This is a genomic window from Arthrobacter humicola (assembly GCF_022803015.1).
Lineage (GTDB): Bacteria > Actinomycetota > Actinomycetes > Actinomycetales > Micrococcaceae > Arthrobacter > Arthrobacter humicola_A.
The window spans coordinates 1-24,284 of sequence record NZ_JAFKON010000011.1 but is presented as its reverse complement, the minus strand read 5'-3'; the positions used below and the strand labels follow the sequence as shown (position 1 = coordinate 24,284).

Here is a 24,284-nt window from a genome sequence, read left to right as displayed (position 1 = left end):
CTGCCGGCGAGTGTGCCGCCGGTTTCCTTCCCCTGCCCGTCAAAGCCGACGCCGCTGCTCACTGTGCCCGTCCCGTCCGGAGTTTTTCCTCTACCGCGTCGCGCGGAATCCTGTTGTGTGTGCCCTGGGCTGCTGCCGCCGGGGCTGATGCTCCCCCGGCAGAAGTGCCGTGGCTGCCACCCGGCTCCTGGCCGGCTGCTCCCTGGCCGGGGAGCAGCAGCGAGAACCGGCATCCGCCGTCGACGTTCTCCACGGTGACGGTGCCTTGATGGGCACTGACGATTCCGGCGACGATGCTCAGGCCAAGGCCGGCGCCGCTGTAGCGCATGACGCCCGCCGGCTCATCCGGCCCGGGCACCCGGAAGCCGTCGCCCGGGGCCGCGCCATCAGGGGCCATACCGTCCAGTCCGTCGTCCGGGGCGGCCCAACGGCCGGCCTGCCGCCGCGCCGGGTCCTTCTGCCAGCCGGTTTCGAACACATGCGGGAGGTCCGCTTCCGGGATCCCGCCGCAGCCGTCGGTGACCGCGACGACGGCCCGGTCACCGTCCCGGCCGACTTCCACGGTGACCCTGGAGCCGGGTCTGCTGTGGACGATCGCGTTGAGCACGACGTTCCGGATGGCACGTCCCATCGAGGGGCCGTCGGCGAGGGCCAGGCTTTCCCGTTGGCCGCCGCCGTCGAGCGTAATGCCGTGCTGCTCCGCCAGCGCGGCGAGGTCGGCAATGGCGTCGCTGGCGAGGTCGTACAGGTCCAACGGCTCGGCCTTGAGCCGCATCGTTCCGGCATGGATCTTCGACAGTTCCAGGAGGTCGTTGACCATGCCGGCCATGAGGTCGGTCTGCGCGATGAGTTTGCGGTAATAGCCGGGAACATCCGCGGCCATCCCGTCTTCCAGGGCCTCGGTCATGGCGCGCATGCTCGCCAGCGGCGTCCGCAGGTCGTGGGAGATCCAGCTGACCAGTTCGCGGCGGGCGTTCTCTACCGCAGCCTCACGCTGCCGGGAGGCCTCCAGCATCCGGCTGCTGGATTCGAGCTCGGCGGCGAGGGCGGCAAGTTCGTGGCTCATCACCGGGGACTGGATCCCGGGGCTCTCGCCGCGGCCGATGCTCCGGGCAGCCTCGACCAGCGCCTTGGCGTTCCGCGAGACCCTCGCTCCGAGCACGAGCGCGATCGAAACAGCCACGGCGGACGCCACGGCCAGGACGTACCACATCACTTCGAGGTCCCGGGCCGAGATGAACATGGCGTTGAAGGCGCTGACCATTCCGGCCGTCAGGACCGCCACGGCGGCGAGCACCACCACACAGATCTGGACCGCGAACGAGGCCCGGCGCAGGGATTTCAGGATGAGCAGCGACGCGGCCCCGATCAAGGCTCCCCAGGCCACGGCCCAGCCGATGATGGTCAGGAGTTCAGAGGTCTGCATCGGCGGACTCCTCATCGCTGGGGTCCAGCCGGTACCCCACGCCCCAGACCGTTTTCAGGACGGAGGGGCGGGTGGGGTCGTCCTCGATCTTCTCCCGCAGCCTCCGCACGTGCACCGTGACAGTGGACAGGTCCCCGTAGTCCCAGCCCCAGACCGCTTTCATGAGTTCCTCGCGGCTGAAGACCTGCCGGGGACGGCGGAGCATGAAGGCCAGCAGGTCGAACTCCCGGGCCGTCAGCGCCAGGGGCGTGCCGTGGCGTGAGACGGTGCGGGCGGCCGGGTTGAGGTCGAAACCGCCTACTTCGACGGAGGGCTCCGGGCTGAATTCGGGAATGCTCCTGCGCAGGACCGACCGGACCCGCAGCACCAGCTCGCGGGGCGAGAATGGCTTGGTGACGTAGTCGTCCGCGCCGGCTTCCAGGCCGAGGATCTGGTCGTCTTCCGTTCCGAGGGCAGTGAGCATGATGACCGGGACACTGTGTGCGGCACGGAGCCGGCGGCAGACTTCCACACCGTCCAGGCCCGGCAGCATCCGGTCCAGCAGGACGAGGTCCGGGCGGCGTTCGGCCGCAAGGCGCAGGGCCGTGAACCCGTCGGCGGCGAGGACCACCTGGTATCCCGCCTGGACGAGGTAGTCCCGGACCACTCCGGCGATGGTCGGTTCGTCCTCGACGAGAAGGATGCGCCGGTACTCCGTTGCGTCCGGGGCCGGCTGGGTCTTGTTCACGCTTCCAGCATAGGTTCGCCGCCACGGTCCGGGCAGGGCTCCGGACCCCCGCGGGACATCGTTCCCGAATCTGTAATATCCGTGCCGTCATGCGGCTGTGACGTGGGCAGCGAGGTGGCGTAGCCTGACTCTATGACAGTTCAACTGGGTATGCCCCAGCCCCGCGCGGCAGGCAGTCCCGGAGCGGGAATTCCTGCTGCCGCCGCGCTGTCCGGGCGTCCGGAGGGCCTGCCTGCCGGGCTCGTGGATCGCTACGGCCGCCGTGCCACGGACATGCGCCTCTCACTGACGGACAAGTGCAATCTGCGTTGCACCTATTGCATGCCGGCCGAGGGCTTGGAATGGCTGTCCAAACAGGCGGTGATGTCCGCGGAGGAAATCGTCCGGATCGTGCGGATAGGCGTCGATATGCTCGGCGTGCGCGAATTGCGGCTGACCGGCGGCGAGCCCCTGGTGCGGGCGGACCTGCTGCAGATCATCGCCGCGCTCCGCCAGGCCCACCCCGACCTGCCAATCTCGATGACCACCAACGCCGTCGGCCTGGACAAGAAGGCCGCCGGACTCAAAGCCGCGGGACTGACCAGAATCAACGTCTCGCTGGACTCCCTGCATGAAGAAACCTTTGCCAAGCTGACCCGCCGGCCCTTCCTGGACAGGGTCCTCGCCGGCGTCGACGCCGCCTGGGCCGCAGGCCTGGGCCCGGTCAAGCTCAACGCTGTACTCATGCGCGGGATCAACGACGCCGAGTCACCGGCCCTCCTGGCCTGGGCACTGGACCGCGGCTATGAACTGCGCTTCATCGAACAGATGCCGCTCGACGCGGACCACGGCTGGACCCGTCGGAACATGATCACCGCCGCGGAGATCCGCGAATTGCTCTCGGTCGACTACGTGCTCAGTTCCGACCCGCGGGACCGCGACGGCGCCCCGGCGGAACGGTTCGAAGTCCGGGCCCGGGTTCCCGGCACCGACCGCGCCACCGGCCCTCTGCTCGGCACTGTGGGCATCATCGCTTCCGTCACGGAGCCGTTCTGCTCGGACTGCCGCCGGACGCGCATCACCGCCGAGGGCAAGATCATGAGTTGCCTGTTCTCACGCGAGGAAGTGGATCTGCTGGGGCTGCTGCGCGAGGGTGCCAGCGACGAACAGCTCGCCGAACGCTGGCAGGATGCCATGTGGATCAAGCCCAAGGCCCACGGCATGGACCATGTGGGCCTCGACGCGCCCGACTTCGTCCAGCCGGACCGCAGCATGAGCGCCATCGGAGGCTGATTTTTTCGTGAATGTACGCTACTTCGCTGCCGCACGCGCTGCCGCCGGCGTGGATGAAGAACGCTACGACCTCGCCGACGGCGACACCCTCGCCTCGCTGCTCGAGGCGATCCTCGCCGTCGAGCGCCCCGAACCGCCGGCCGGTACGCCGCCGCTGGCCCGCATCCTTTCCCGCTCCAGCTTCCTGCTCAACGAAGTTGCCGTGCGGGACCATGCCGCGTCGCTCAAGCCGGCCGACGTCGTCGACGTGCTGCCGCCGTTCGCCGGCGGGTAGGCACAGCACAGCTGGGCCCGGATTCCTGGGCTATCGCGTGGACCGGACCGGTCCTAGAGTGTGGACTACCCCGCGGCAGGCGACAAACAATCAGGAGAGCGCCATGTTCACACTGCAGATTGAGCACAGGATCAAGGATTTTGGCATGTGGAAGACCGCCTTCGACCGTGATCCGGTGAACCGGGCGGCCTCTGGTGTCACTGCGTACCGGATCAGCCGCCCGGTGGACGACCCGCACTATGTGGTGGTCGAGTTGGACTTCGACCAACGCGAGCAGGCGGAAGCCTTGTTGGCCAATCTTCAGGCGAAGGTCTGGAACTCCGCCGACGCCGCCCCGGCCCTACAAGGGGCTCCAAAGACCCGGATCCTCGAAGCCGCATCCTGAGACCTCACACCGGGACGGAGGCGCCCTCAGCGACGCGACGGCACACGGTGGTCATGAAGGGCGTGAAGTCGCTCGCCCTGCCCAGGCGGAGACCGGCGGCGTGAGTCAGTTCACCGTCGTCCACGCGGAAGGTGTGCCGTGCGGTGCCGCGGTCACTCCGGCGTTCCACGGTCAAGGTGCCGCCTTCCATGCTGGCGCGCGCGGGTCCCTCGGGCGGCAACCCCAAGCTGTTGACGTGGTACCAGAAGGCCTCGGGATGGTCCGGGTCCGTCGTGAAGACACCGTGGCCTTCGGACCGGGTCCCGTCCGCATCCGTGTGCCGGTAGCTCTGGGTGACGGCAAGCCCGGCGGCTGCCCGGGAAAAGATCATCTCGGTGTCCGCGGTGCGCGCCGGACCCCACGCGGTTGCCTCCCAGTGCGTGGTCCCCGTCCAATGGCCCAGAAAAGCCTCAAGCGCCTCGCATGCACTGCCTGGCAGCGGCCGGTCCACAGTTTCTCCCATATGGAGTTCCTCCCGAGTGACCCCGCCACCATCATGACGCCGCGCCAGTTGGAATGTCTAGGCCAGGAGTCCGAACGTCTCGCTTTCCTCGAACGGCCCGACCACCGTGACGGTCCGCGGGGCTGCCGCGAGCTCACGGGCGAGCTCCTGGACCTCCGCGGCTGTGACGGCCTTGATCTGGCGGAGGGTCTCATCGATGTCCTGGTACTCGCCGGACACCAGTTCCGCGCGGCCCAGCCGGGACATCCGGGAACCGGTGTCCTCCAGCGCCAGCACGATTCCGCCGCACAGCTGTCCCTCCGCCTTGCGGAGCTCCTCGTCTGAGATGCCGTCGGCAGCCAGCTTGTCGAGCTCGGCGCCCAGCAGATCAATGACCTGCCGGACCTTCGACGGGGTGCATCCGGCGTACATGCCGAAATAGCCGGCATCGGCGTAGGAGGACGCGAAAGAGTAGGTCGAGTAGACAAGTCCGCGCTTTTCCCGGACCTCCTGGAAGAGGCGGGAGGACATGCCGCCGCCGAGGACGGCGTTGAGCACACTCATCACAAAGCGGCGGCCGTCGGTGGCGACCAGCGACGGGCAACCCATAATGATGTTGGCCTGCTCCACCTGCCTCTTGACCACATGCAGGCCGGCCGTGCCGGTGATCGATGCACGTTCGGTGGAGCGGCGCTGCACGGGGGCGGCCGCGGCCTCAAGGTTCCAGCCGGCGGAGTGCAGGGCATCCACCACGAGCCCGCAGACGACGTCGTGGTCCAGGCCGCCGGCTGCGGTGACCACGAGCTCGTCGGGACGGTAGTAGCGGCGGTAGTGGTCCCACACCGAGTCGCGCGCCACGGCACGGATGGCTGCCGGCGTGCCGCCGATGGGGCGGCCCAGCGGGTGCGTTCCCAGCACGGCGGCCACGAAGTTCTCGTGCGCGACGTCGGTGGGATCGTCGCTGTCCATGGCGATTTCCTCGAGGATGACGTCCCGCTCCTGCTCCATCTCCTGCGGGTCCAGGACCGCGCCGGTGATCATGTCCGCGATGACGTCGATCGCCATGGGAAGGTCCGTGTCCAGCACGCGGGCGAAGTAGCAGGTGCTCTCCTTCGCGGTGGCCGCATTGGATTCCCCGCCGACCTCGTCGAAGGCCGAGGCGATCTCCAGCGCGGTGCGGCGCTTGGTGCCCTTGAAGAGCAGGTGCTCCAGGAAGTGCGTTGAGCCGTGTTGGCCGGGAGCCTCGTCGCGGGAGCCGACGCCGACCCAGAAACCGATCGTGGCAGAGCGCTGGCCCGGCATCGCTTCGGTGAGGACGCGGACGCCGCCGGGCAGGACCGAGCGTCGCACCTCGGAGCCGCCGTCGGCGCCGTGGATCAGGGTGTCAGCGTGCTGGTTCTGCTCTAGCGGCAGGGGGACGACAGTCATCAAGGCCTTTCATTGAACACATGCCAAATCTGCCTGCCATCCTACCTTTAACAGCAGCGGGGCCGGTGGTTGATCCACCGGCCCCGCTTTTTGACTCAGGAGAGACTACTCTGCGGCGTCCGCGGAGACCTCGGCGTCGTCAGCGTTTTCCGCGCCAGCCTCCTCAGCCACTACGGGCGAGAGGGACAGCTTTCCGCGATCGTCGATCTTGGTGATTTCCACCTGGATCTTCTGGCCCACGGAGACGACGTCGTCGACGTTGTCCACGCGCTTGCCGCCGGCGATCTTGCGCAGCTCGGAGATGTGCAGGAGGCCGTCCTTGCCCGGGGTCAGGGAAACGAAGGCGCCGAAGGTGGTGGTCTTGACGACCGTGCCCAGGTAGCGCTCACCGATTTCCGGGATCTGCGGGTTGGCGATGGCGTTGATCGCGGACCGTGCTGCGTCGGCAGACGGGCCGTTGGTGGCGCCAATGTAGACAGTTCCGTCGTCCTCGATCGAGATGTCGGCTCCGGTGTCTTCCTGGATCTGGTTGATCATCTTGCCCTTCGGGCCGATGACCTCGCCGATCTTGTCAACCGGGATCTTGACCGCGATGACGCGCGGCGCGAACTCGGAGAGCTCGTCCGGGGTGTCGATCGCGGAGTTCAGGACGTCCAGGATGTGCAGGCGGGCTTCGCGGGCCTGCTTCAGGGCGGCGGCCAGAACCGAGGCCGGGATGCCGTCGAGCTTCGTGTCCAGCTGGATGGCCGTGACGAACTCGGAAGTACCGGCAACCTTGAAGTCCATGTCACCGAAGGCATCTTCGGCGCCGAGGATATCGGTCAGGGCGGCGTAACGGGTCTGGCCGTCGACCTGGTCGGAGACCAGGCCCATGGCGATACCGGCAACAGCAGCCTTCAGCGGCACGCCTGCGTTCAGCAGGGACAGCGTGGAGGCGCAGACGGAACCCATCGACGTCGAACCGTTGGAGCTGAGAGCCTCAGACACCTGGCGGATGGCGTAGGGGAATTCCTCGCGGGACGGCAGCACCGGCATGATGGCGCGCTCTGCGAGGGCACCGTGGCCGATTTCGCGGCGCTTCGGGGAACCGACGCGGCCGGTCTCGCCGGTGGAGTACGGCGGGAAGTTGTAGTTGTGCATGTAGCGCTTGCGCGTCACGGGAGACAGCGAGTCGATCTGCTGTTCCATCTTGAGCATGTTCAGCGTGGTGACACCCATGATCTGGGTCTCGCCGCGTTCGAAGATGGCCGAGCCGTGGACGCGGGGCAGAACCTCAACCTCGGCGGTGAGCTGGCGGATGTCCGTCAGGCCGCGGCCGTCGATGCGGATCTGGTCCTTGAGGATGCGCTGGCGCACAACCTGCTTGGTGACGGAGCGGAAGGCTGCGGACAGCTCCTTCTCGCGGCCTTCGAACTGGCCGGCCAGGGAAGAGGTGACCTCGTCCTTGAGCTCGTCGGACGCGGTGTCGCGTTCCTGCTTGTCGGCGATCTGGAAGACAGCGGCCAGCTTCTCGGCGGCAGCGGACTCCACGGCGGCGTAGACGTCGTCCTGGTAGTCCAGGAAGACCGGGAACTCGACGGTCGGCTTGGCGGCGCGGGCTGCCAGGTCGGACTGTGCTTCGCAGAGCGCCTTGATGAACGGCTTGGCAGCCTCGAGGCCCTCGGAGACAACCTCTTCGGTCGGGGCGGTGGCGCCCTGTTCCTTGATGAGGTTCCAGGAGTTGTCGGTGGCTTCGGCTTCAACCATCATGATGGCGACGTCGTCACCGGCGATGCGGCCGGCGACGACCATGTTGAAGACGGCGTTCTCGAGCTGGGAGTGCTTCGGGAACGCAACCCACTGCGAGCCGTTCTCGTCCGCAACGAGGGCAACGCGGACGCCGCCGATCGGGCCGGAGAAGGGCAGGCCGGAAAGCTGGGTGGACATCGAGGACGCGTTGATCGCGACGACGTCGTAGAGCTCGTCCGGGTTGATGGACAGCACGGTGACGACGATCTGGACTTCGTTGCGCAGGCCCTTGACGAACGCGGGGCGCAGCGGGCGGTCCATGAGGCGGCAGGCCAGGATGGCTTCCGTGGAGGGACGGCCTTCGCGGCGGAAGAACGAGCCCGGGATGCGGCCGGCGGCGTACATACGCTCTTCGACGTCGACGGTCAGCGGGAAGAAGTCGAAACCTTCACGCGGGTGCTTGCCGGCGGTGGTTGCGGACAGCAGCGCGGTCTCTTCATCGATGTAGACCATCGCTGCGCCGGCTGCCTGCTTGGCAAGGCGGCCGGTTTCAAAGCGGATTACACGCTTGCCGAAGCGGCCATTGTCAATGATTGCTTCTGAGAACTGGATTTCGGGACCCTCCATAGAGAGTCACCTCCGTTTCTTGGTTCACGGAGCCCAGCCGCATCAACCCAGTCCAGCATCTGTCTACTGGCCTGCACTGCACCCGGTCATCGATCGAGACCCACGGGCCGGGCCTCATTCCTTGAGGCCGTTCCCGGGGATCACTACCGAGGACCGCGAATGCGTGATGCGGTTGATCCTCCTGTTTAGTTTTTTCCTGAAGAAGGCGGCCCTTTCCGGTCCGGAAGGGGCCGCCCCTTAAAGCTGACTAGCGACGCAGGCCGAGGCGCTCGATGAGCTTACGGTAGCGGGTGATGTCAGTGTTCTTGAGGTAGGTGAGCATGCGCTTGCGACGACCAACCATGGCCAGCAGACCGCGCTGGGTGTGGTAATCGTGCTTGTGCTCCTTCATGTGCTCAGTGAGATCCTTGATCCGCTGAGTCAGGACTGCAACCTGGACCTCCGGCGAACCGGTGTCGCCCTCGGACGTTGCGAAATCCTTGATGATGGACTGCTTTACAGCGGCTTCAAGTGCCACAATAACTCCTAGAGATGTGCCGTGAGGCCCGAATCAGTAATTCACTGCCGGGGGTGCCGTCCCGGAATCCCCCGCCGAAGCCGGGTATTCCGTACACAACAGGAGCCAGCCGCCACGGACTGCAGCCGGATCCAACGTTCAGTTTAGTGGCACGTCCGCGGTCTTGTCGAAACCGCCGGGCGCGGCCGCCGACTCTGCCGGCGCGCCAGCTGCCTGCGGCGGTTGCGGTTTTCCACTTTCCTGGGCTGGGAGCAGTTCGCGAATAGCGGCGACGCCCCGGTAAAGCTCCGCGAAGGATGTGCTGAGCGGCGAGAGCCCGATCCGGAGGCCCTGCGGGGCGCGGAAATCGGGAATCACGTCCTGGTCCCACAATGTGGCGGTCATTTCACGGAAGGCCGGGTGGTCGATCGTCACGTGGCTGCCGCGCCGTTCCGCCGCCCGCGGGGTGGACAGCTGCACGCCGGCCGGCGCCAGCCACGCGTCGTAAAGTTCGAGGGCATAAGCGGTCAGCAGCCGCGACTTCTCCCGGAGCGCAGCCATCCCCGCTTCCTCGATCAGGTCCAGGGTGCCACGCATGGCGAGCATCCCGAAGATCGCCGGAGTGCCGCTAAGGAAGCCGCGGATGCCGGGGGCGGCCTCGTAGCCAGGACCCATCTCGAACGCGTCCTTGCGCCCCATCCAGCCCCAGATGGGCTGCTGCAGCCCGGCCAGGTGCCGTGCGTTGATGTAGGCGAATGCGGGCGAGCCCGGTCCCCCGTTCAGATATTTGTAGGTGCAGCCTGCCGCGAAGTCGACGTCGGCGTCGTCCAAAGCGATCTCTACAGACCCGGCGGAGTGGCACAGGTCCCACACCACCAGGGCGCCGGCGTCGTGGATTGCCGCGGTGATGCCCGGCAGGTCCGCGAGGAAGCCGGAGCGGTAGGCGATCTGGCTCAGGACCACGACGGCGGTGGCCGGGCCGGTGGCGTCCCGCACCTGCTCGACGGTGACGCCGGAGGCGGGATCGGCGTCGATCCAGCGAAGGGTCAGGCCTTCTTCACGTGCGATTCCCTCCACCAGGTAGCGGTCCGTGGGGAAATTATCCGTGTCCAGGACGATCTCGGTCCGGGCCGGATCAGTGACGGCTGCCAGCGCGGCGCGGATGAGCTTGTACAGCACCACGGTGGTGGAATCGGCAATGATCGTCTGCCCCGGCGCCGCGCCGAGCACGGCGCGGCCGAGCTGGTCGCCGATCTTCTCGGGCAGTTCGAGCCATTCCTCGTCCCAGCCCCGGATCAGGCGGCCGCCCCAGCTGTCCTGGATGAAGCTGCTGATGTCGGTGACGGTCCGCTTGAGCGGACGGCCCAGGGAGTTGCCGTCAAGGTAGGACAGGTCCGTGTCCGTGCCGACGAAGTGGTCGCGGTAGCCGGCCAGCGGATCCGCGGCGTCGAGCTCAAGGGCGCGCTGCCACAGGCTGTCCGTCGCTTCGGTGTTGGCGGAGATGCTCACTGGCCGATCTCCGTCCGCACGGCGAAGAGCTCGGGGAAGAAGGTCAGTTCGAGGGCCTTCTGCAGGAACGCGGCGCCGCTGGATCCGCCGGTGCCGGCCTTCATGCCGATGGTCCGCTGGACGGTGCGCAGGTGGCGGAAACGCCACAGCTGGAAGTTGTCCTCAAGGTCCACAAGTTCCTCGCAGGCCTCGTATGCGCCCCAGTTGTCGGCGGCGTTCTCGTAGATGTACTTGAACACCGGGACCAGTTCCGGGCAGAACTCGTGGGCCTTGGTGACGTCGCGCTCCAGCAGGGAGTCAGGGACGTCAAAGCCCTGGCGCTTGAGATAGGCGAGGAAATCGTCGTAGATGCTGGGGGCTTCGAGCAGTTCGCGCAGCATCTCGTGGGCCTCGGGGTCCGATTCGAACACCGGAAGCATCTTGGCGTTCTTGTTGCCGAGGAGGAACTCCACCGCACGGTACTGGCTGGACTGGAATCCGGACGAATTGCCGAGGAAGCCGCGGAACTGGGAGTACTCGGTGGGCGTCAGGGTGGCCAGCACGGACCATTGCTCGGTGAGCGTCTTCTGAATGTGCTTGACGCGGGCGATCGCCTTCAGGGCGGACCCGAGGTCGTCCGACCGCAGCCACGCGGCGGCGCTGCGAAGCTCGTGCAATACCAGCTTCAGCCACAGCTCCGTGGTCTGGTGCTGGATGATGAACAGCATCTCGTCGTGGTGTTCCGGGGTGCTGACCGGCTGCTGGGCGCTGAGCAGGGTGGGCAACTGCAGGTACGACGCGTAGCTCATCCGCGCACTGAAATCCCGGACAATGTCCTGGTCCAGTTCCCTCGTGTTTTTCTCGATGGTCACGTGTCTTGCCTTCCTTGCCAAGTGGCTGTGAATCAGCGCGCTCCAGTGAATCAGAACATTGTCCGCGCGGGGGCCGACGCCGATCCGGCCCGGTTCTTAGTGGGCGAACAGGAGGTCGTGGGCCTGGACGACGTCCAGGCGCATCTGCTCCACCAAAGCTTCAGCCCCACGGTACGCCACCATGCCGCGGAGCCTGGCGACAAATTCCACCACAACTGTCTGGTCGTACAGATCGAAGTCGTCGGGAGACTCTTCCGGGCGGTCGATCACGTGGGCCTCGACCTGACGGCTCACGCCGTCGAACGTCGGGTTCGAGCCCACGGAGATGGCGGCGGGCCAGCGCGTGCCTGCCTGGTCCACGAGCCAGCCGGCGTAGATGCCGTCCGCGGGGATGTACCCGGTGGCCGTCGAGGAGAGGTTCGCGGTGGGGAACCCGAGGTCGCGGCCGCGTGCGGCACCGTGCACCACCTCGCCGCGCATCCGGTGCGGCCTGCCGAGGACGGCAGCGGCGGTGGCGACGTCGCCCGCGCGCAGGGCCTCGCGCACCCACGTGGACGAACAGCGGCGGTCCGTGCCGTCGTCGTCGTGGATGGGAAAGCCCTCTGAGCCGAATTCGCTGATGACCAGCACCTCGAACCCGAGCTTCTTGCCCAGCTCCTGCATGGTGGCGAGGTCGCCGGAATTGCCGCGGCCAAACCGGGCGTCGTGGCCGACCACCACGTGGCTGGCCTTGAGGCTGTCGACCAGCACTGTCGCGACGAATTCCTCGGGAGTGAGACTGGCGAGCTCCATCGAGTACTTCATCACCAGCACGGCGTCGAGGCCGAGCTCTCCGAGAGCCACGAGCTTGTCCTCCAGCCCCATGATCAGTTCGGGAGCCGATTCCGGGCGGTGTACCTGTGCGGGGTGCGGGTCGAAGGTGATGGCGACGGCGCGTGCGTGGTTCAACCGGGCGGTACGGATGAGCTGCGACAGCACCTGCTGGTGGCCGCGGTGCACGCCGTCGAAATTGCCGAACGTGACAACCGAAGGACCAAAGTCCGCCGGGACCTCGGACAGATCGTTCCAGATGTGGACCATCAACCTCGCCTTTTGCTGCCTGCCATGAACTGCTCCGGAGCGACCGTGCCGGCTCCGGAACTCTCTTAGATTACCCGCAATCCGGGCAACTCCCGGACGGTCCGCCGGGCTCCCGGGGCATCCGCGTAGAGGCCCCGCCGGAGGAACCACGGTTAATCGGCGGCAGGGAGAAGGTGTGAGGCGGGCGCGCACTAGCGCCCGAGCAAAAGCCGCCGCTCGCTGTCGCGCACCGTCTGTTTCCGCCAATTCCGCCAATGCAGCAGGACGGCGACGAGGATGAGGGGGACGTGGAGCCCGGGCAGGATATTCGCTAACCACCGCGGCAGGTAGATGTCCGTGACGGAGCCAGAGCCGTCGCCAAGATTTTTCGCGACGACGGTCAGCGGGCATTGGAAGCCGGTGCCCGCAAAAATCAGCGATTCGCTGGCAACCACGACGGCGGCAGCCCTCGTTTTCCGGTCATTTCGGCCCGTGATGCCGGCGTACAGGACGTAAGCCATACAGGCCTCGATCACGAGCCAGGCAAGGGTGTGGAGCGTCTTTACTGCCCGCAGCATCAGACTGCGCTGGTCCATGCCTCCACCCTAGGCCCGACCGGGCGCGCATGCTTGGGACTTTCGGCCCGGTGCAGGGAGCCCGGCGACGGAGGGCGCCGATTTCTGGGGTCCCACCGAGTCAGTCGAGGCGAGCTTCAGTCCAGGCGCGGGGTCACTCCAGGCGGAAGTAGCTGTTCCGTCGGGGCGTCCGGGCTGGATCAAGGTGGGGTGGCGGGATGAACCAGGGAATCCCGGTGCGCATCTGGATGCTCCAGTGTTCCTTATGTATCACGTGGTGGTGATGGGAACAGAGCAGGGTTCCGTTGCCGGTTCCGGTGGTGCCGCCGCGGGACCAGTAGGTGATGTGGTGGGCCTCGCACCAGGATGCCGGAATCGTGCATTGCGGGAAGGCGCAGCCCCGGTCCCGGGCCGTGATGGCCTTGCGGATGTGGGGCGGGAAGACGCGGGAGGCGCGGCCGATGTCCAGGACCTGGCCCTCGCCGCCGAGGACGACCGGGATGATGTCGGCGTCGCAGGCGATTTTGCGGACGGTGGACGCGGTGACGGGCCCGGTGAACAGCAGCGTCCCGGTGCCGTGTCTGGTTCCGGTGCCGTGCTGTGCGGTGTTGGCAGGGGCGCCTGCTTCGGCGGGAGTCGTCCCGAGCCGGGTGAGCAGGTCGCGGTAGTCAATGGTGGCCATGACCTGGGGCCGGAGCCCGCCCGCGGCGGGCAGCCCTCCGGTGGCGAGCGCCGCCTTGCAGGCACCGACCAGGCCGTCGAGCAGACGTTGGGGCCGGGAGCGGAGGTCCAGGGACGGCAGCGCGGCGTGCTGTTCGGCCGTGGCGGGCTCGTCAGACGGGCCGGGCTCGTCGGCCGCTTCGGACCCGTCACCCGGTCCGGCCTGCGCCGTGTGGCCGGTGGCGGTGCCTTCGCCGGTGTCGGGGCCGCTGCGGGGGTTGGTGGCGGTGTTCATCACTGTCACAAGGTGTTCGAACTGGTCCGCGGTCGCGAAGATTTCCAGGTGCTGCAGGCCGTGCCGGGGTTTGCGGAGGAAGGCGCCCTGGATCCGGCGGAGCAATTCCTCGGAAGGTTCGGCGCCGTCCTGGTCCAGCGCCTCGGCCCACCGGCGGGCGATCCGGGCCAGGAAGTCGGCGTCGTTTTCGATGGCCGTCACTGTCAGGGCATGTTCCATGGTTGCGGCGGCCTCGGGGAGGCAGCTGTGCCGGACCCGGTCCAGGGCGAGCGTGATGACGGTTGCGGCGCGGGACGCGACCTCGCCGGCCGCGACGGCAGCGGCGAGCTCCTTCCGGACCGGTGGCCCGGTATGGCCGCCGCTGCCGGCGCGGGGCAGCAGCTCGGCGGCCAGCGTCAGCCGGCGCTTTGCCTCGGCGGCGCTGATCCGCAGCCGCGCCCGCAAAAAATCCGTGGCGTTCCGGTAGCCGTCATCCGCAGCAGCGGACATCCCCATGTGCCCGGCCAAGTCACCGCGGGGGCCAGGTCCGGCCCCGGCAAGCGTCCCGCCGACAGGTACGCCGTGAGCCCCGGCGTCGGAAACGGCATCAGCTCCCCCGCCGGCCCCTGCATCCGTCCCGCCGTCGGATTCCTGTTTCCAGCCCGTGAGCCAGCCCGCCTGGGCCGCTTCCTCACCCCAGCCGTGTGCGGCCGGCGCGGTGAACACGGCTTGTTGGCGCGTCCGTTCTACCGCGGCCGCGGCAACGAGCTGGAAGTATTCGACCGTGCGGGACAGGTCCTCGACGTGGCCGGCAAAGTCCGCAGCCTCCCGCAAGCCAAACCAGGCGGCGTCGACATCCGCAGTCGGGCTCGAAGCCCGCAGCGCCGCCAGCGCCGTCTCCACCGCGGCGCCCAGAGCGCCGCCGGCTGCGTCAGCCGCGCCGGGAACGGCGGCCAGTCGGGGATGCCGGGAGGACACAGCCGGGCCGGCCCACGGGGCCCGGTCCGGGATGAACTCTCCAATGGCTTCCATAACTAAACTCTGCCAGAGGGGTACGACAGAAATAGCGGAAGCCATTCTTGCCGGCGCGCGACTCATAGTGAGAGTGACTCCCGGCAGCGCACCTCAGAGCATCTGGAGCGCATAGGGCACGTCCGGGCACGTAACACTGCGTACGACCCCCGCCCTCCTACGGACCGGTGCGTGGCAAGCTGTAGGGATGGACAGCACAGCCGCTCCCCAAGTCGGGGAATCACCGTTCGCACCACTGCTGCCGGGCGATCCGCGCCGCCCGTTGGGCCCACGCGATCCTGGCGATGCCTGGGTCGATGGCGACCGGGGGCGGTTCTGGGGTCGGTTCGGTTCCGCCGGGCTTTTGGTCCACGACCCCGCCAAGGGGGTACTTCTCCAGCACCGCGCCTTGTGGAGCCATCAGGGCGGCACCTGGGGGCTCCCCGGCGGCGCCCTGCACCAAGGGGAAGAAGCCATCCACGGCGCGTTGCGGGAAGCACACGAGGAAGCGGCCGTGCCTCCGGGGAATCTCGAGGTCCTGTTTACGTCGGTGTTCGACGTCGGCTACTGGTCCTACACCACCGTGGTGGCCCTTGCGCTGCAGCCGTTTGAGGCCGCGATCAGTGATGCGGAAAGTATCGAACTGCAGTGGGTGGGGGTCGACGGCGTCGGCGGCAAGGAACTGCACCCGGGCTTCGCCGCGGCCTGGCCGGGGCTGCGCAGCAGGCTCACGGAGGCCCGGGGCATCGCCGGCCGCTTGTAGGCAGCCGGAGTTAGTGGTCCCGGCGCGCAGGGCGGCGGCGGTACAGCCAGATAAGTCCCAGGATCGGCAGCAGGAGCGGGATGAATCCGTAGCCGCGGCCAAACAGGGACCACACCGTCTCATGCGGGAAGTTCACCGAGTCGAACACGCTGAGTGCTCCCACCACCAGGACGCCCACAAGCTCCACCAGGACTGCCGCCACCGAGACCTTGAACGCGGTGCGCCCCGGCTTCGCCAGCGACACGGTGGCCACGACGTAGACGGCGGCGGCGAACGCGGACAGCATGTACGCCAGCGGCGCCTCAGAAAACTTCGTGAGAATCTGGTAGCCGGCCCGGGCCGTCGCCGAAATCGCGAAGACGGCATAGACAGCAATCAGCAGCCGTCCCGGCCCGGTGTTGCGGGTATCGGTCGTTGCCGGCGCAGTTTCAGTCGCCCCAGTGCCCGGCGCCGCGGTTTCCGCCGGCGCAGTGTCGGCGGATCCAGCGTCCGCCGGCCCAGGGGTCCGGGACGCCGGCGCCGCCGGGTTTCCGGTGCCGTCGTGCGGGGAGTTTGCGCTCACGTTTTCTGCCTCTTCCATCTCAATACCAGATCTGGTTCATGCGCGCCGCCATCACCAGGGCGGTGACGCCGACGGCGGCCAGGACAAAGTTGCTCCAGCGGGTCCGCTCCAGGATGGACCAGTAAACGGCCCCGATCGGAAGGATCAGCGCCGTGGCCAGATAGCCCCAGAACTCCCAGGACTCTCCCGCGATCCGCTCGCCGCTGGCCACCCGGACAATCGAACCCCCCAGATAGACCAGGAGGGCAAGTTCGACGGCGGCCACCGACAGTATCGTCGTGTCGTTGGGCGCCTTTTTCAGGAGGCCCGCGACGACGCAGATGATGCTGGAGAGCAGGCCAACCACCAGAATGATGTAGAAATACGCGTCCACTACTGGCCGGCCAGCTTTTCGGTGGGCTGCTTATCTGTTGGCCGCTTTTCTGTAGTCGGCTTGCCGTTGCCGGGCTTTTCGTTGCCCGGCTTTTCATTATCCGGCGCGAAGACGAGCACAGGTTTGGCGTAGCTTCCCGCATCGGCCAGGAGGGCCACGAGCGAACCATCTGGCGCGAACGCCGCTGCCGGTTTGTCCGCGGTCGCTGCCTCGGGCGTGCCTGCGGTTGCTCCGGCTCCGATTCTGCGGCCGAAGGAAATCTCGGTGGTTTCCGCCTCGCTGAGTTCACGGTTCGGCATGAGTGCCCGTGCGGCGTCCGAGATTTCCAGGACGTCCAGCGTCTCGGCCAATTGTTCGAGGGTGTGCGCCTGATCAAGGGTGTATGGACCCACTTGAGTCCTCCGCAGTGCAGTCAGGTGGCCGCCGACGCCGAGAGCATCGCCGAGGTCGCGGGCCAGGGCACGGATGTAGGTACCGGAGGAGCACTCCACGGTGACGTCGACGTCGAGGGCCTCGCCGTCGTGGACGGGACGGGTCTCGTGGATCTCAAAGCGGTGGATCGTTACAGGCCGGGCTGCGAGCTTGACCTCTTCACCGGACCGGACCCGGGCGTAGGCGCGTTCGCCGTTGACCTTGATGGCACTGACGCTGCTGGGAACCTGCTCGATTTCCCCGGTCAGTGCCGCGACGCCGGCGCGGACGGCGTCTTCGGTGACCCCGGCGGCGCTGCGGGTGGCGGTGACCTCGCCTTCGGCATCGTCTGTCACGGTGGATTCACCGAGCCTGATGGTGGCCGTGTAGGTCTTGGACGTGCCCACGATGTAGGTCAGCAGCCGGGTGGCCTTGTTGATGCCCACCACCAGAACGCCGGTGGCCATCGGATCCAGTGTCCCGGCGTGGCCAACCTTTCGGGTACCGGCAATCCGCCGCATCCGTCCAACCACATCGTGGCTGGTCCAACCTTGCGGTTTGTCTACTATCACCAGTCCAGAAAGCACGCCTCCCAGTATATGCGGGCAAGCCCTGCCCCGACGCCCACCGTCCCGCCGCCACCGCGGACGCCGGGCGTTAGGATGGCAGACATGCCCGAGCTTGCCGCACATGTCCGCGACGTCCCGATCAACCAGATCCGCGAGATCACCGAAGCCGCCTGGGGAACGCCCGGTGCGATCGTGCTGAGTATCGGGGAGCCGGGCTTCGCAGTCCCCCGCCATGTCCTCGAGGCCGGCATGGCCTGCCTCGACCGGGACGAGACCAACTACACACCGAACGCCGGAATCCCCGCGCTGCGGGAGGCCTTCGCCGCCCGCTTCCGTGAACACAATGCGACGCCGGTCGGCGCGGAGCGCGTCTACGTGGTCGACGGCGCCCAGCAGGGCCTGCATTTCGCCATGAGCCTGTTGCTCTCCCCCGGGGATGAGATCCTCATCCCAAATCCCGGCTACCCCACCTTCGCGATGACGTCCAGCCTGCTGCACGCCGTTCCGGTCCGCTACCCGCTGTACCCGGAGCACGATTTCCAGCCGCGGATCGAGGACATCGAGGCGCTCATCACGCCCCGCACCAAGGTCCTGATCCTGAATTCCCCGTCCAACCCGCTCGGTGCTGTCCTGGGCGAGGATCTGACCCGCCGGCTCGTGGAGCTGGCGAGGCGGCACGATCTGTGGGTCATCTCGGACGAATGCTACGAGGCGTTCACCTACGATGTCCCGCACATCAGCCCGGCCCGCTTCGACAGCGACGCCCCAGGCGAAGCACGCGTTTTCACCTCGCTCACGCTCTCCAAAACCTACGGGCTGACGGGACTGCGGATCGGTGCGCTGATCTGCCCGCCGGGGCTGGAACAGAAGATGAACAACGTCATGGAGTCGATCGTGTCGTGCGTGGCCTCGCCGTCGCAGTACGCCGCGCTGGCAGCGCTGACCGGTCCGCAGGACTACGTCAGCCACGCCCATGCCCACTACCGGGCCAACCGCGACGCGGCCTCGGCGGTGCTGCGCGCCCGCGGCATCCGCTACCTCGCGGCCCAAGGCGCGTTCTATTTGTGGGCGGACGTCTCGCATGCCAGTGGCGGGGATGTCCGGTCATGGACGCGCCGCTTCCTGGCGGACTCCGGGGTGGCCTTCGCCCCCGGCACGGCGTTCGGCTCGATCGGCGAGGGCTGGATCCGGATCGCGCTCTGCGGCAGTCAAGCCGATCTGGTGGAGGGCCTCGGGCGCATCCCTGCGCGCGAGCCTGCGGGCACCGACGGGTCAACCGGCCCTATCGCCGGCGAAGCTGGCGCCCTAGCCTGAGCTCACGGCGATTCCAGGCCTGCCCGGTGTACTGGCTGCGGGCTGGCCCGACAGGGCGCCGCCGATTTCCGGCCGAGGGAGTACATCGTGTGGTGGCAAGACCTGTTGTGGGGTTTCTGGAATGGGCTGACGGCATGGATCGTCCTGATCGCCCATGTCTTCGGCTTCTGGAGTGAATTCCCGTTCTACAACTCCGCCCGTGCGGGAAACTGGTACGACTTCGGCTATCTCCTGGGCATGGGATCTCCCGTGCTGGGCGGCGGCCTGGGAGCCCGAGGACGCTCAAGACGCCGCTAGGCGGACAGCGCGGCGTCGAGCCAACTGCGGAGGGCCGCGGCTTGCGGCGCTCCAGCCTGGCGGGCCGCCACTGCCCCGTTCTTGATGACAAGCAACGTTGGAATGGCCTGGATATCGAACCGGCGGGACAGCTCCGGGGAGGTGTCGACGTCGACCTTCACGAGCTTGACCTTACCGGCCCGCTCCACCGCCAACTTGTCCAGCACCGGGCTGACCATCCGGCACGGCCCGCACCAGGCCGCCCAGAAATCGACGAGAACCGGAACCGAAGACTGCTCCGCCACAACCGGAAAATCTGCGTCACCCGCCGCCACTATCCACGGAAGATCCTGGCCACAATTGCCGCAGCGCGGGTGCCCGGCAGCCGCCGCGGGAATCCGGTTGGTCTTCCCGCAGTGCGGGCACTTGGTCAGGCTGGATTCCACGGCACGCCGGTGCCTTCCCGCATACACGCACTCATGGGTCCATGGGACTCGCCTGCACTTGGACGGGCATAGAGTCGAAGGTCACCGACGCCGAGGACAGGAGACAAGCCAGGAGAAATGAGCGTCCGCGGGAACTGTCGACTTCGCCGGCCCGCTGGAATACAATCCGCTTGGGAAGCAGGCGTGGGTTTCCGGCTGTGCTTCCCCGATCTTCATCGGTCTCGAACTGTGGATACTTCATCACGGCCACGGGAGCACACCATGAGAAAACTAATGACATTTCCATCCGCGGCTGCTATCGCCGCGGTGTTCCTTTCCACCCTCACGGCTGCGGCCGCCACCCCGAACGGACAGCCACCGGCCACTCTGGCGGGCGGACTGGTGGCCCCGCTTCATGTCAGCGCCGGCCATGACAAAACCGTCACGGTCAGCGAAGAATTCGCGGGCCGGCTGACCCGGATCGACGCTCACGGTACCAAGAGCGTCCTCTACTCGAATCCTGCTTGGGACGTCGCCGGAAATGCCCAGCGCGGATCGACAACCTACTTCCTCGAGAGCCAGGGCGCTGGGCCCGAGGACCAACGTCCGCTCGCCGGTCATGTTCACACCATCGATGGCGACGGTCGGCAACGCACCTACGGCGACTTCGCCGCACTGGAAGCTGGGCATAACGCCGACGGAGAAGTCCACTACGGCTTCCGCAACCTGCCGAACGGGTGCGCAGCGCTGCTGCCGCCCGAGATGCCGGCGGCCTACAACGGTGAAGTGGATTCCCATCCATACGGGATTACCGTCTCCGGCCACACCCTCTATGTGGCGGATGCGGGCGCAAACAGCGTGGTGTCCGTTGATATAGAGAGCGGGAAGACACGGACCGTCGCTGTACTGCCGCCTCGGCCGTTCACGATTACGGCCGAAGCCGCAGCCGCCAACCACCTGCCGGCCTGCGTGGTCGGGCGGAGCTACGACTTCGAGCCGGTACCCACCGATGTTGGGGTTGGGCCGGACGGCTGGCTCTACGTCACGTCGTTGCCGGGAGGACCCGAGGACCCGTCCTTTGGGGCCAGGGGCGCCGTCTTCAAGGTGGATCCGGACAACGGTCACGTGAAGGTGTTCGCGGACAAGATCCTGTCCCCCACCGGCTTGGCGGTCGATAACGACGGCGACGTGTTCGTCGCGTCCCTGTTTGGTATGGGAGTCCTCAAGATCGACGGGGACTCCGGCCGGCAGAGCACGCTGTTGAGCGCTGGGCTCACGGCCGACGTCGCCCTTCAAGGTTCCACGCTGTACGCCACCGTCAACGCCCTTCCGCCTGAGGGCCCCTCGACAACACCCCCCAACGGCCAAGTCGCGGTCCTGAGCCTCAAGCACGCATCGCAAAATAGCGCCTCTGGCACCTAGCAGCACCAAGACCCGGAACAGCAGGGGCCGGATCCGTTACCGGTTCCGGCCCCTGCTGTGGAAGGCATTCCTACTTGTTGCGGTCCTCATCGATTGCGTCGTTGTCAATGAGGTCCAAGTCCTCTTCGTCAAAGTCGTCCTCGTCGAGCTCCACGTCCTGCGGAGTGTCACTCTTGTAAGGATCGGCGTCGCCGGCGTGCTTTGCACTTTCGGCAAGCGCGGCCACCTCGGCGTCCCGCTTCTTCGCCGCCCGGAGCAGCTCCTCAAGGTTCGAGGCGTTGACAGGGATCTGGTCAGCCACGAACTCGAGCGTCGGAGTCAGCCGCACGGTGATGTTCCGCCCGACTTCCTGCCGCAGCACGCCCTTGGCCTTCTCAAGCCCCTTGGCGGCATCGGCCTGGGCCACCTCGTCACCGAACACGGTGTAGTAAACAGTTGCGTGCTGCAGGTCGTTGGTCACCCGAGAGTCAGTCACGGTGACGCCTTCCAGGCGGGGATCCTTCACCCTCCGGCCCAGCGCCTCAGCAACGACAACCTTAATCCGCTGCGCCAACTTGGCGGCCCGTGCGGGATCAGCCATTTCCACTCCTAAAAATTTGGATGTACGACGGCGCTGTAACGGCTGCCGTACACCAGTTGGGTTTTCATGCCACGCGCCTAAGGCGAGTCTACGACGGACTCCCGTTGGATTCTTCCGGCGGCCCTTTGGAGCCGTGGAGGGGGCCCGGGAGTGGCATCGGGCCACCCAGCGTAGGGGCGGGGCCCCCTCTACGGCGGAAAAGTGCAGGGCCGCCGGAAAATCCAACGGCCCCGCACCTGTACTGCTAAACCAACCTAGACGCGCGGCTTCTCGCGCATCTCGAAGGTCTCGATGATGTCACCTTCGGTGATGTCGTTGAACGAGCCAAGACCGATACCACACTCGAAGTCCGTGCGGACCTCGGTAGCGTCGTCCTTGAAGCGCTTGAGCGTCTCAACGGTGAGGTTGTCACCGATGATCTTGCCGTCGCGGCTGATGCGGGCCTTGGCGTTGCGCCGGATAACACCGGAGCGGACGATCGAGCCTGCAATGTTGCCGAACTTGGAGGAACGGAACACTTCGCGGACCTCGGCGGTGCCAAGCTGGACCTCTTCGTACTCCGGCTTGAGCATGCCCTTGAGGGCTGCCTCAATGTCATCGATTGCTGCGTAGATGACGGAGTAGAAGCGCATGTCCACGCCTTCGCGGTCTGCCAGTTCGGCAACACGCTCGGCGGGCTTGACGTTGAAGCCGATGATGACGGCGCTGTCGACCGTTGCCAGGTTGACGTCGTTCTGCGTGATCGCACCGACACCGCGGTGGATGACGCGGAGCTGGACACCCTCGCCGACGTCGATCTTGAGCAGCGCGTCTTCGAGGGCTTCCACGGCACCGGACACGTCACCCTTGAGGATGAGGTTGAGGGTGTCGATCTTGCCATCGGCGACGGCCTGGTCGAAGTCTTCCAGGCTGATGCGCTTGCGGCGCTTGGCCAGGGCGGCGTTGCGGTCGGCGGCTTCACGCTTCTCGGCGATCTGGCGGGCGGTACGCTCGTCAGCGGTCACGAAGAAGGTGTCACCGGCGCGCGGGACGTTGGACAGACCCAGCACCTGCACGGGGCGGGACGGGCCGGCCTCGGTCAGGGCGCTGCCGTCGTCGTCGAACATCGCACGGACGCGGCCGTGGGCCGTGCCTGCCACGATGGTGTCGCCGACGTGCAGGGTACCGGACTGAACCAGGACGGTGGCCACGGAACCGCGGCCCTTATCCAGGTTGGCTTCAATCGCGATACCGCGGGCGTCCTTGTTCGGGTTGGCGCGCATGTCCAGGGCAGCGTCTGCGGTGAGCAGAACGGCGCCGAGGAGCTCGTCGATGTTCAGGTTCTGGCGGGCAGAGACCTCCACGAACATGGTGTCGCCACCGTATTCTTCCGGAACCAGGCCGTACTCGGTCAGCTGGCCGCGGACCTTGTCCGGGTTGGCGCCTTCCTTGTCGATCTTGTTCACGGCCACGACGATCGGCACGTTGGCCGCCTGGGCGTGGTTGAGGGCCTCAACGGTCTGCGGCATGACGCCGTCGTCCGCTGCGACCACCAGGATGGCGATGTCGGTAACCTTCGCACCACGGGCACGCATGGCGGTGAACGCCTCGTGGCCCGGAGTATCGATGAAGGTGATCTTGCGATCGATGCCTTCGTGGGCGTGGGTGACCTGGTAGGCACCGATATGCTGCGTGATACCGCCGTGCTCGCCCGCCATAACGTCGGACTTGCGGATGGCATCGAGCAGTCGGGTCTTACCGTGGTCAACGTGACCCATGACGGTGACAACCGGAGGACGTGCCTCGAGGTCTTCATCGCCTTCGGCTTCCAGTTCGGCGTCGAAGTCGATGTCGAAGGTGGAGAGCAGCTCGCGCTCCTCGTCCTCCGGGGACACAACCTGGAGCTTGTAACCAAGCTCCTCGCCGAGCAGGGCGAAGGTCTCTTCATCCAGCGACTGCGTGGCCGTGGCCATTTCGCCGAGGTGGAAGAGGACCGTCACCAGTGCTGCCGGGTTTGCCTCGATCTTGTCGGCAAAGTCCGTGATGGACGAGCCACGGCGAAGCCGGACTACGGTGTTGCCGTCGCCGCGGGGTACGCTCACGCCACCCAGCGACGGAGCACTCATCTGCTCCAGTTCCTGACGCTTGGCACGCTTCGACTTGCGCTGCTTGCCACGGCCTGCGCCGCCCTTACCGAAGGCACCCTGGGTGCCGCCGCGACCGCGACCGCCCTTACCAAAGCCACCACCGGCCGGAGCGCCGCCACCGGCACCGGGAGCACCGGTACCCGGAGCGCCACCCGGACGGCCCGGACCACGGCCTCCGCCGCCGGGACGGCCGGCACCAGCGGGTGCGGGACGCTCGGTGCGGTTAGGCATCATGCCGGGAGTCGGGCGGTTGCCGCCGGCTCCTGCCGGACGACCGGCGCCGGGAGCGCCGGCCGGACGCGGGGCGCCGGGGCGGGGGCCGCCTGCGCCTGCTGCCGGACGGGGACCACCCGGACGGGGGCCGCCTGCGCCTGCTGCGGGGCGCGGACCACCGGGGCGTTCACCCTCGGTGCGGCTTCCGCCCGGACGGGGCATGCCCTGGGAAGGAGCGAACGGGTTGTTGCCCGGACGCGAGGGACGTTCGTTGTCGCCGCCGCGGCCGCGGGGCATGCCCTGGGACGTGGCGAACGGGTTGTTGCCGGGACGGGGACCTGTCTCTTATACACATCTCCGAGCCCACGAGACCATTAAAAAAAAAAAAAAAAAAAAAAAAGAGAAGCGGACGAGGTGGCACCGGTCGTGTAGGTATGAGACGGGGAGGCTGCATGCGATTAACGAGC

Annotated in this window: 24 protein-coding genes; 7 read left to right on the top strand and 17 right to left on the bottom strand. The window is 67.0% G+C overall.

What is annotated here, in order from left to right; genetic code table 11:
- Window positions 1–58: 58 nt before the first annotated feature.
- Window positions 59–1,426, bottom strand: a complete 1,368-nt coding sequence (locus ARTB_RS18070; protein ID WP_243181754.1) for a sensor histidine kinase — start codon at window positions 1,424–1,426, stop codon at window positions 59–61.
- A complete protein-coding gene (locus tag ARTB_RS18065) occupies window positions 1,413–2,153 on the bottom strand; it encodes a response regulator transcription factor (RefSeq protein ID WP_243181753.1) in 741 nt (246 codons plus the stop codon). The genes ARTB_RS18070 and ARTB_RS18065 overlap by 14 nt, the downstream gene beginning before the upstream one ends.
- A gap of 132 nt (window positions 2,154–2,285) precedes the next feature.
- Between ARTB_RS18065 and moaA the strand changes: the two genes are divergently transcribed.
- From moaA to ARTB_RS18050, 3 genes are all read left to right on the top strand, one after another.
- Window positions 2,286–3,425, top strand: coding sequence for a GTP 3',8-cyclase MoaA (moaA, locus tag ARTB_RS18060; RefSeq protein WP_243181752.1), 1,140 nt, complete (start codon window positions 2,286–2,288; stop codon window positions 3,423–3,425).
- 7 nt (window positions 3,426–3,432) lie between these two features.
- The gene (locus ARTB_RS18055; RefSeq protein WP_028277205.1) at window positions 3,433–3,699 is read left to right on the top strand and encodes a MoaD/ThiS family protein; all 267 of its coding nucleotides are present in this window, start codon (window positions 3,433–3,435) and stop codon (window positions 3,697–3,699) included.
- Between the two features lie 103 nt (window positions 3,700–3,802).
- Window positions 3,803–4,084 (top strand): hypothetical protein, encoded by a 282-nt coding sequence (locus ARTB_RS18050; protein ID WP_028277204.1) that lies wholly within the window; start codon window positions 3,803–3,805, stop codon window positions 4,082–4,084.
- A gap of 4 nt (window positions 4,085–4,088) precedes the next feature.
- Here ARTB_RS18050 and ARTB_RS18045 read toward each other — a convergent pair whose 3' ends face one another.
- The 9 genes from ARTB_RS18045 to ARTB_RS18005 all read right to left on the bottom strand — a co-directional run bounded on the left by ARTB_RS18045 (window position 4,089) and on the right by ARTB_RS18005 (window position 14,804).
- On the bottom strand, window positions 4,089–4,586 hold the full coding sequence (locus ARTB_RS18045) for a DUF1579 domain-containing protein (RefSeq protein ID WP_243181751.1): 498 nt from the start codon (window positions 4,584–4,586) through the stop codon (window positions 4,089–4,091).
- A 57-nt stretch (window positions 4,587–4,643) separates the two neighbouring features.
- Window positions 4,644–5,993: a M16 family metallopeptidase gene (locus ARTB_RS18040; RefSeq protein WP_243181750.1), complete on the bottom strand. Its 1,350-nt coding sequence runs from the start codon at window positions 5,991–5,993 to the stop codon at window positions 4,644–4,646.
- 105 nt (window positions 5,994–6,098) lie between these two features.
- Window positions 6,099–8,348 (bottom strand): polyribonucleotide nucleotidyltransferase, encoded by a 2,250-nt coding sequence (locus ARTB_RS18035; protein ID WP_243181749.1) that lies wholly within the window; start codon window positions 8,346–8,348, stop codon window positions 6,099–6,101.
- A gap of 247 nt (window positions 8,349–8,595) precedes the next feature.
- Window positions 8,596–8,865, bottom strand: coding sequence for a 30S ribosomal protein S15 (gene rpsO / locus ARTB_RS18030; protein WP_018774485.1), 270 nt, complete (start codon window positions 8,863–8,865; stop codon window positions 8,596–8,598).
- Window positions 8,866–9,003: 138 nt separating this feature from the next.
- On the bottom strand, window positions 9,004–10,353 hold the full coding sequence (gene kynU / locus ARTB_RS18025; RefSeq protein ID WP_243181748.1) for a kynureninase: 1,350 nt from the start codon (window positions 10,351–10,353) through the stop codon (window positions 9,004–9,006).
- Window positions 10,350–11,204 carry a tryptophan 2,3-dioxygenase gene (gene kynA / locus ARTB_RS18020; protein ID WP_028277200.1) on the bottom strand — a complete coding sequence of 285 codons (855 nt, stop codon included), beginning with the start codon at window positions 11,202–11,204 and terminating at the stop codon, window positions 10,350–10,352. The genes kynU and kynA overlap by 4 nt, the downstream gene beginning before the upstream one ends.
- A 96-nt stretch (window positions 11,205–11,300) precedes the next feature.
- The gene (locus ARTB_RS18015) at window positions 11,301–12,284 is read right to left on the bottom strand and encodes a bifunctional riboflavin kinase/FAD synthetase (RefSeq protein ID WP_243181747.1); all 984 of its coding nucleotides are present in this window, start codon (window positions 12,282–12,284) and stop codon (window positions 11,301–11,303) included.
- Between the two features lie 191 nt (window positions 12,285–12,475).
- Window positions 12,476–12,859 (bottom strand): hypothetical protein, encoded by a 384-nt coding sequence (locus ARTB_RS18010; protein ID WP_028277198.1) that lies wholly within the window; start codon window positions 12,857–12,859, stop codon window positions 12,476–12,478.
- Between the two features lie 133 nt (window positions 12,860–12,992).
- On the bottom strand, window positions 12,993–14,804 hold the full coding sequence (locus ARTB_RS18005) for a DUF222 domain-containing protein (RefSeq protein ID WP_243181746.1): 1,812 nt from the start codon (window positions 14,802–14,804) through the stop codon (window positions 12,993–12,995).
- 187 nt (window positions 14,805–14,991) lie between these two features.
- Between ARTB_RS18005 and ARTB_RS18000 the strand changes: the two genes are divergently transcribed.
- Complete coding sequence (locus ARTB_RS18000) at window positions 14,992–15,546, top strand: NUDIX domain-containing protein (RefSeq protein WP_243181745.1); 555 nt, start codon at window positions 14,992–14,994, stop codon at window positions 15,544–15,546.
- A gap of 10 nt (window positions 15,547–15,556) precedes the next feature.
- On the opposite strand, the gene ARTB_RS17995 is transcribed toward ARTB_RS18000, so the two are convergent.
- Genes ARTB_RS17995 through truB form a run of 3 tightly spaced genes read right to left on the bottom strand, consistent with a single transcriptional unit; the run spans window position 15,557 to window position 17,479 of the window.
- Window positions 15,557–16,108, bottom strand: coding sequence for a hypothetical protein (locus tag ARTB_RS17995; protein WP_243181744.1), 552 nt, complete (start codon window positions 16,106–16,108; stop codon window positions 15,557–15,559).
- Between the two features lie 19 nt (window positions 16,109–16,127).
- Complete coding sequence (locus ARTB_RS17990) at window positions 16,128–16,481, bottom strand: hypothetical protein (protein ID WP_028278244.1); 354 nt, start codon at window positions 16,479–16,481, stop codon at window positions 16,128–16,130.
- Entirely contained in the window at window positions 16,481–17,479 is a 999-nt protein-coding gene (gene truB / locus ARTB_RS17985; protein WP_243181743.1) for a tRNA pseudouridine(55) synthase TruB, read from the bottom strand. The genes ARTB_RS17990 and truB overlap by 1 nt, the downstream gene beginning before the upstream one ends.
- 84 nt (window positions 17,480–17,563) lie before the next feature.
- Here truB and ARTB_RS17980 point away from each other — a divergent pair, with 84 nt between their 5' ends.
- Together ARTB_RS17980 and ARTB_RS17975 are read left to right on the top strand one after the other, a co-directional pair.
- On the top strand, window positions 17,564–18,775 hold the full coding sequence (locus ARTB_RS17980; RefSeq protein WP_243181742.1) for a pyridoxal phosphate-dependent aminotransferase: 1,212 nt from the start codon (window positions 17,564–17,566) through the stop codon (window positions 18,773–18,775).
- 87 nt (window positions 18,776–18,862) lie between these two features.
- A complete protein-coding gene (locus ARTB_RS17975) occupies window positions 18,863–19,072 on the top strand; it encodes a hypothetical protein (protein WP_028278246.1) in 210 nt (69 codons plus the stop codon).
- Here the strand turns inward: ARTB_RS17975 and trxA are convergent.
- Complete coding sequence (gene trxA, locus ARTB_RS17970; RefSeq protein ID WP_243181741.1) at window positions 19,069–19,497, bottom strand: thioredoxin; 429 nt, start codon at window positions 19,495–19,497, stop codon at window positions 19,069–19,071. The two genes, ARTB_RS17975 and trxA, sit on opposite strands and share 4 nt — an antisense overlap.
- Window positions 19,498–19,770: 273 nt before the next feature.
- Here trxA and ARTB_RS17965 point away from each other — a divergent pair, with 273 nt between their 5' ends.
- Window positions 19,771–20,898 carry a ScyD/ScyE family protein gene (locus tag ARTB_RS17965; RefSeq protein WP_243181740.1) on the top strand — a complete coding sequence of 376 codons (1,128 nt, stop codon included), beginning with the start codon at window positions 19,771–19,773 and terminating at the stop codon, window positions 20,896–20,898.
- Window positions 20,899–20,968: 70 nt separating this feature from the next.
- On the opposite strand, the gene rbfA is transcribed toward ARTB_RS17965, so the two are convergent.
- Together rbfA and infB are read right to left on the bottom strand one after the other, a co-directional pair.
- Window positions 20,969–21,478, bottom strand: a complete 510-nt coding sequence (gene rbfA, locus ARTB_RS17960) for a 30S ribosome-binding factor RbfA (RefSeq protein ID WP_018774499.1) — start codon at window positions 21,476–21,478, stop codon at window positions 20,969–20,971.
- 254 nt (window positions 21,479–21,732) lie between these two features.
- On the bottom strand, window positions 21,733–24,114 hold the full coding sequence (gene infB / locus ARTB_RS17955; RefSeq protein ID WP_243181739.1) for a translation initiation factor IF-2: 2,382 nt from the start codon (window positions 24,112–24,114) through the stop codon (window positions 21,733–21,735).
- Window positions 24,115–24,284 lie beyond the last annotated feature (170 nt).

Excerpts from the sequence above, each read along its gene's own strand:
- ARTB_RS18070 (WP_243181754.1), bottom strand. The coding sequence starts at position 1,426 with ATGCAGACCTCTGAACTCCTGACCATCATCGGCTGGGCCGTGGCCTGG.
- moaA (WP_243181752.1), top strand. The coding sequence starts at position 2,286 with ATGACAGTTCAACTGGGTATGCCCCAGCCCCGCGCGGCAGGCAGTCCC.
- ARTB_RS18050 (WP_028277204.1), top strand. The coding sequence starts at position 3,803 with ATGTTCACACTGCAGATTGAGCACAGGATCAAGGATTTTGGCATGTGG.
- ARTB_RS18045 (WP_243181751.1), bottom strand. The coding sequence starts at position 4,586 with ATGGGAGAAACTGTGGACCGGCCGCTGCCAGGCAGTGCATGCGAGGCG.
- ARTB_RS18040 (WP_243181750.1), bottom strand. The coding sequence starts at position 5,993 with ATGACTGTCGTCCCCCTGCCGCTAGAGCAGAACCAGCACGCTGACACC.
- ARTB_RS18035 (WP_243181749.1), bottom strand. The coding sequence starts at position 8,348 with ATGGAGGGTCCCGAAATCCAGTTCTCAGAAGCAATCATTGACAATGGC.
- ARTB_RS18015 (WP_243181747.1), bottom strand. The coding sequence starts at position 12,284 with ATGGTCCACATCTGGAACGATCTGTCCGAGGTCCCGGCGGACTTTGGT.
- ARTB_RS18010 (WP_028277198.1), bottom strand. The coding sequence starts at position 12,859 with ATGGACCAGCGCAGTCTGATGCTGCGGGCAGTAAAGACGCTCCACACC.
- ARTB_RS18005 (WP_243181746.1), bottom strand. The coding sequence starts at position 14,804 with ATGGAAGCCATTGGAGAGTTCATCCCGGACCGGGCCCCGTGGGCCGGC.
- ARTB_RS18000 (WP_243181745.1), top strand. The coding sequence starts at position 14,992 with ATGGACAGCACAGCCGCTCCCCAAGTCGGGGAATCACCGTTCGCACCA.
- ARTB_RS17980 (WP_243181742.1), top strand. The coding sequence starts at position 17,564 with ATGCCCGAGCTTGCCGCACATGTCCGCGACGTCCCGATCAACCAGATC.
- ARTB_RS17965 (WP_243181740.1), top strand. The coding sequence starts at position 19,771 with ATGACATTTCCATCCGCGGCTGCTATCGCCGCGGTGTTCCTTTCCACC.
- rbfA (WP_018774499.1), bottom strand. The coding sequence starts at position 21,478 with ATGGCTGATCCCGCACGGGCCGCCAAGTTGGCGCAGCGGATTAAGGTT.
- infB (WP_243181739.1), bottom strand. The coding sequence starts at position 24,114 with ATGCCCCGCGGCCGCGGCGGCGACAACGAACGTCCCTCGCGTCCGGGC.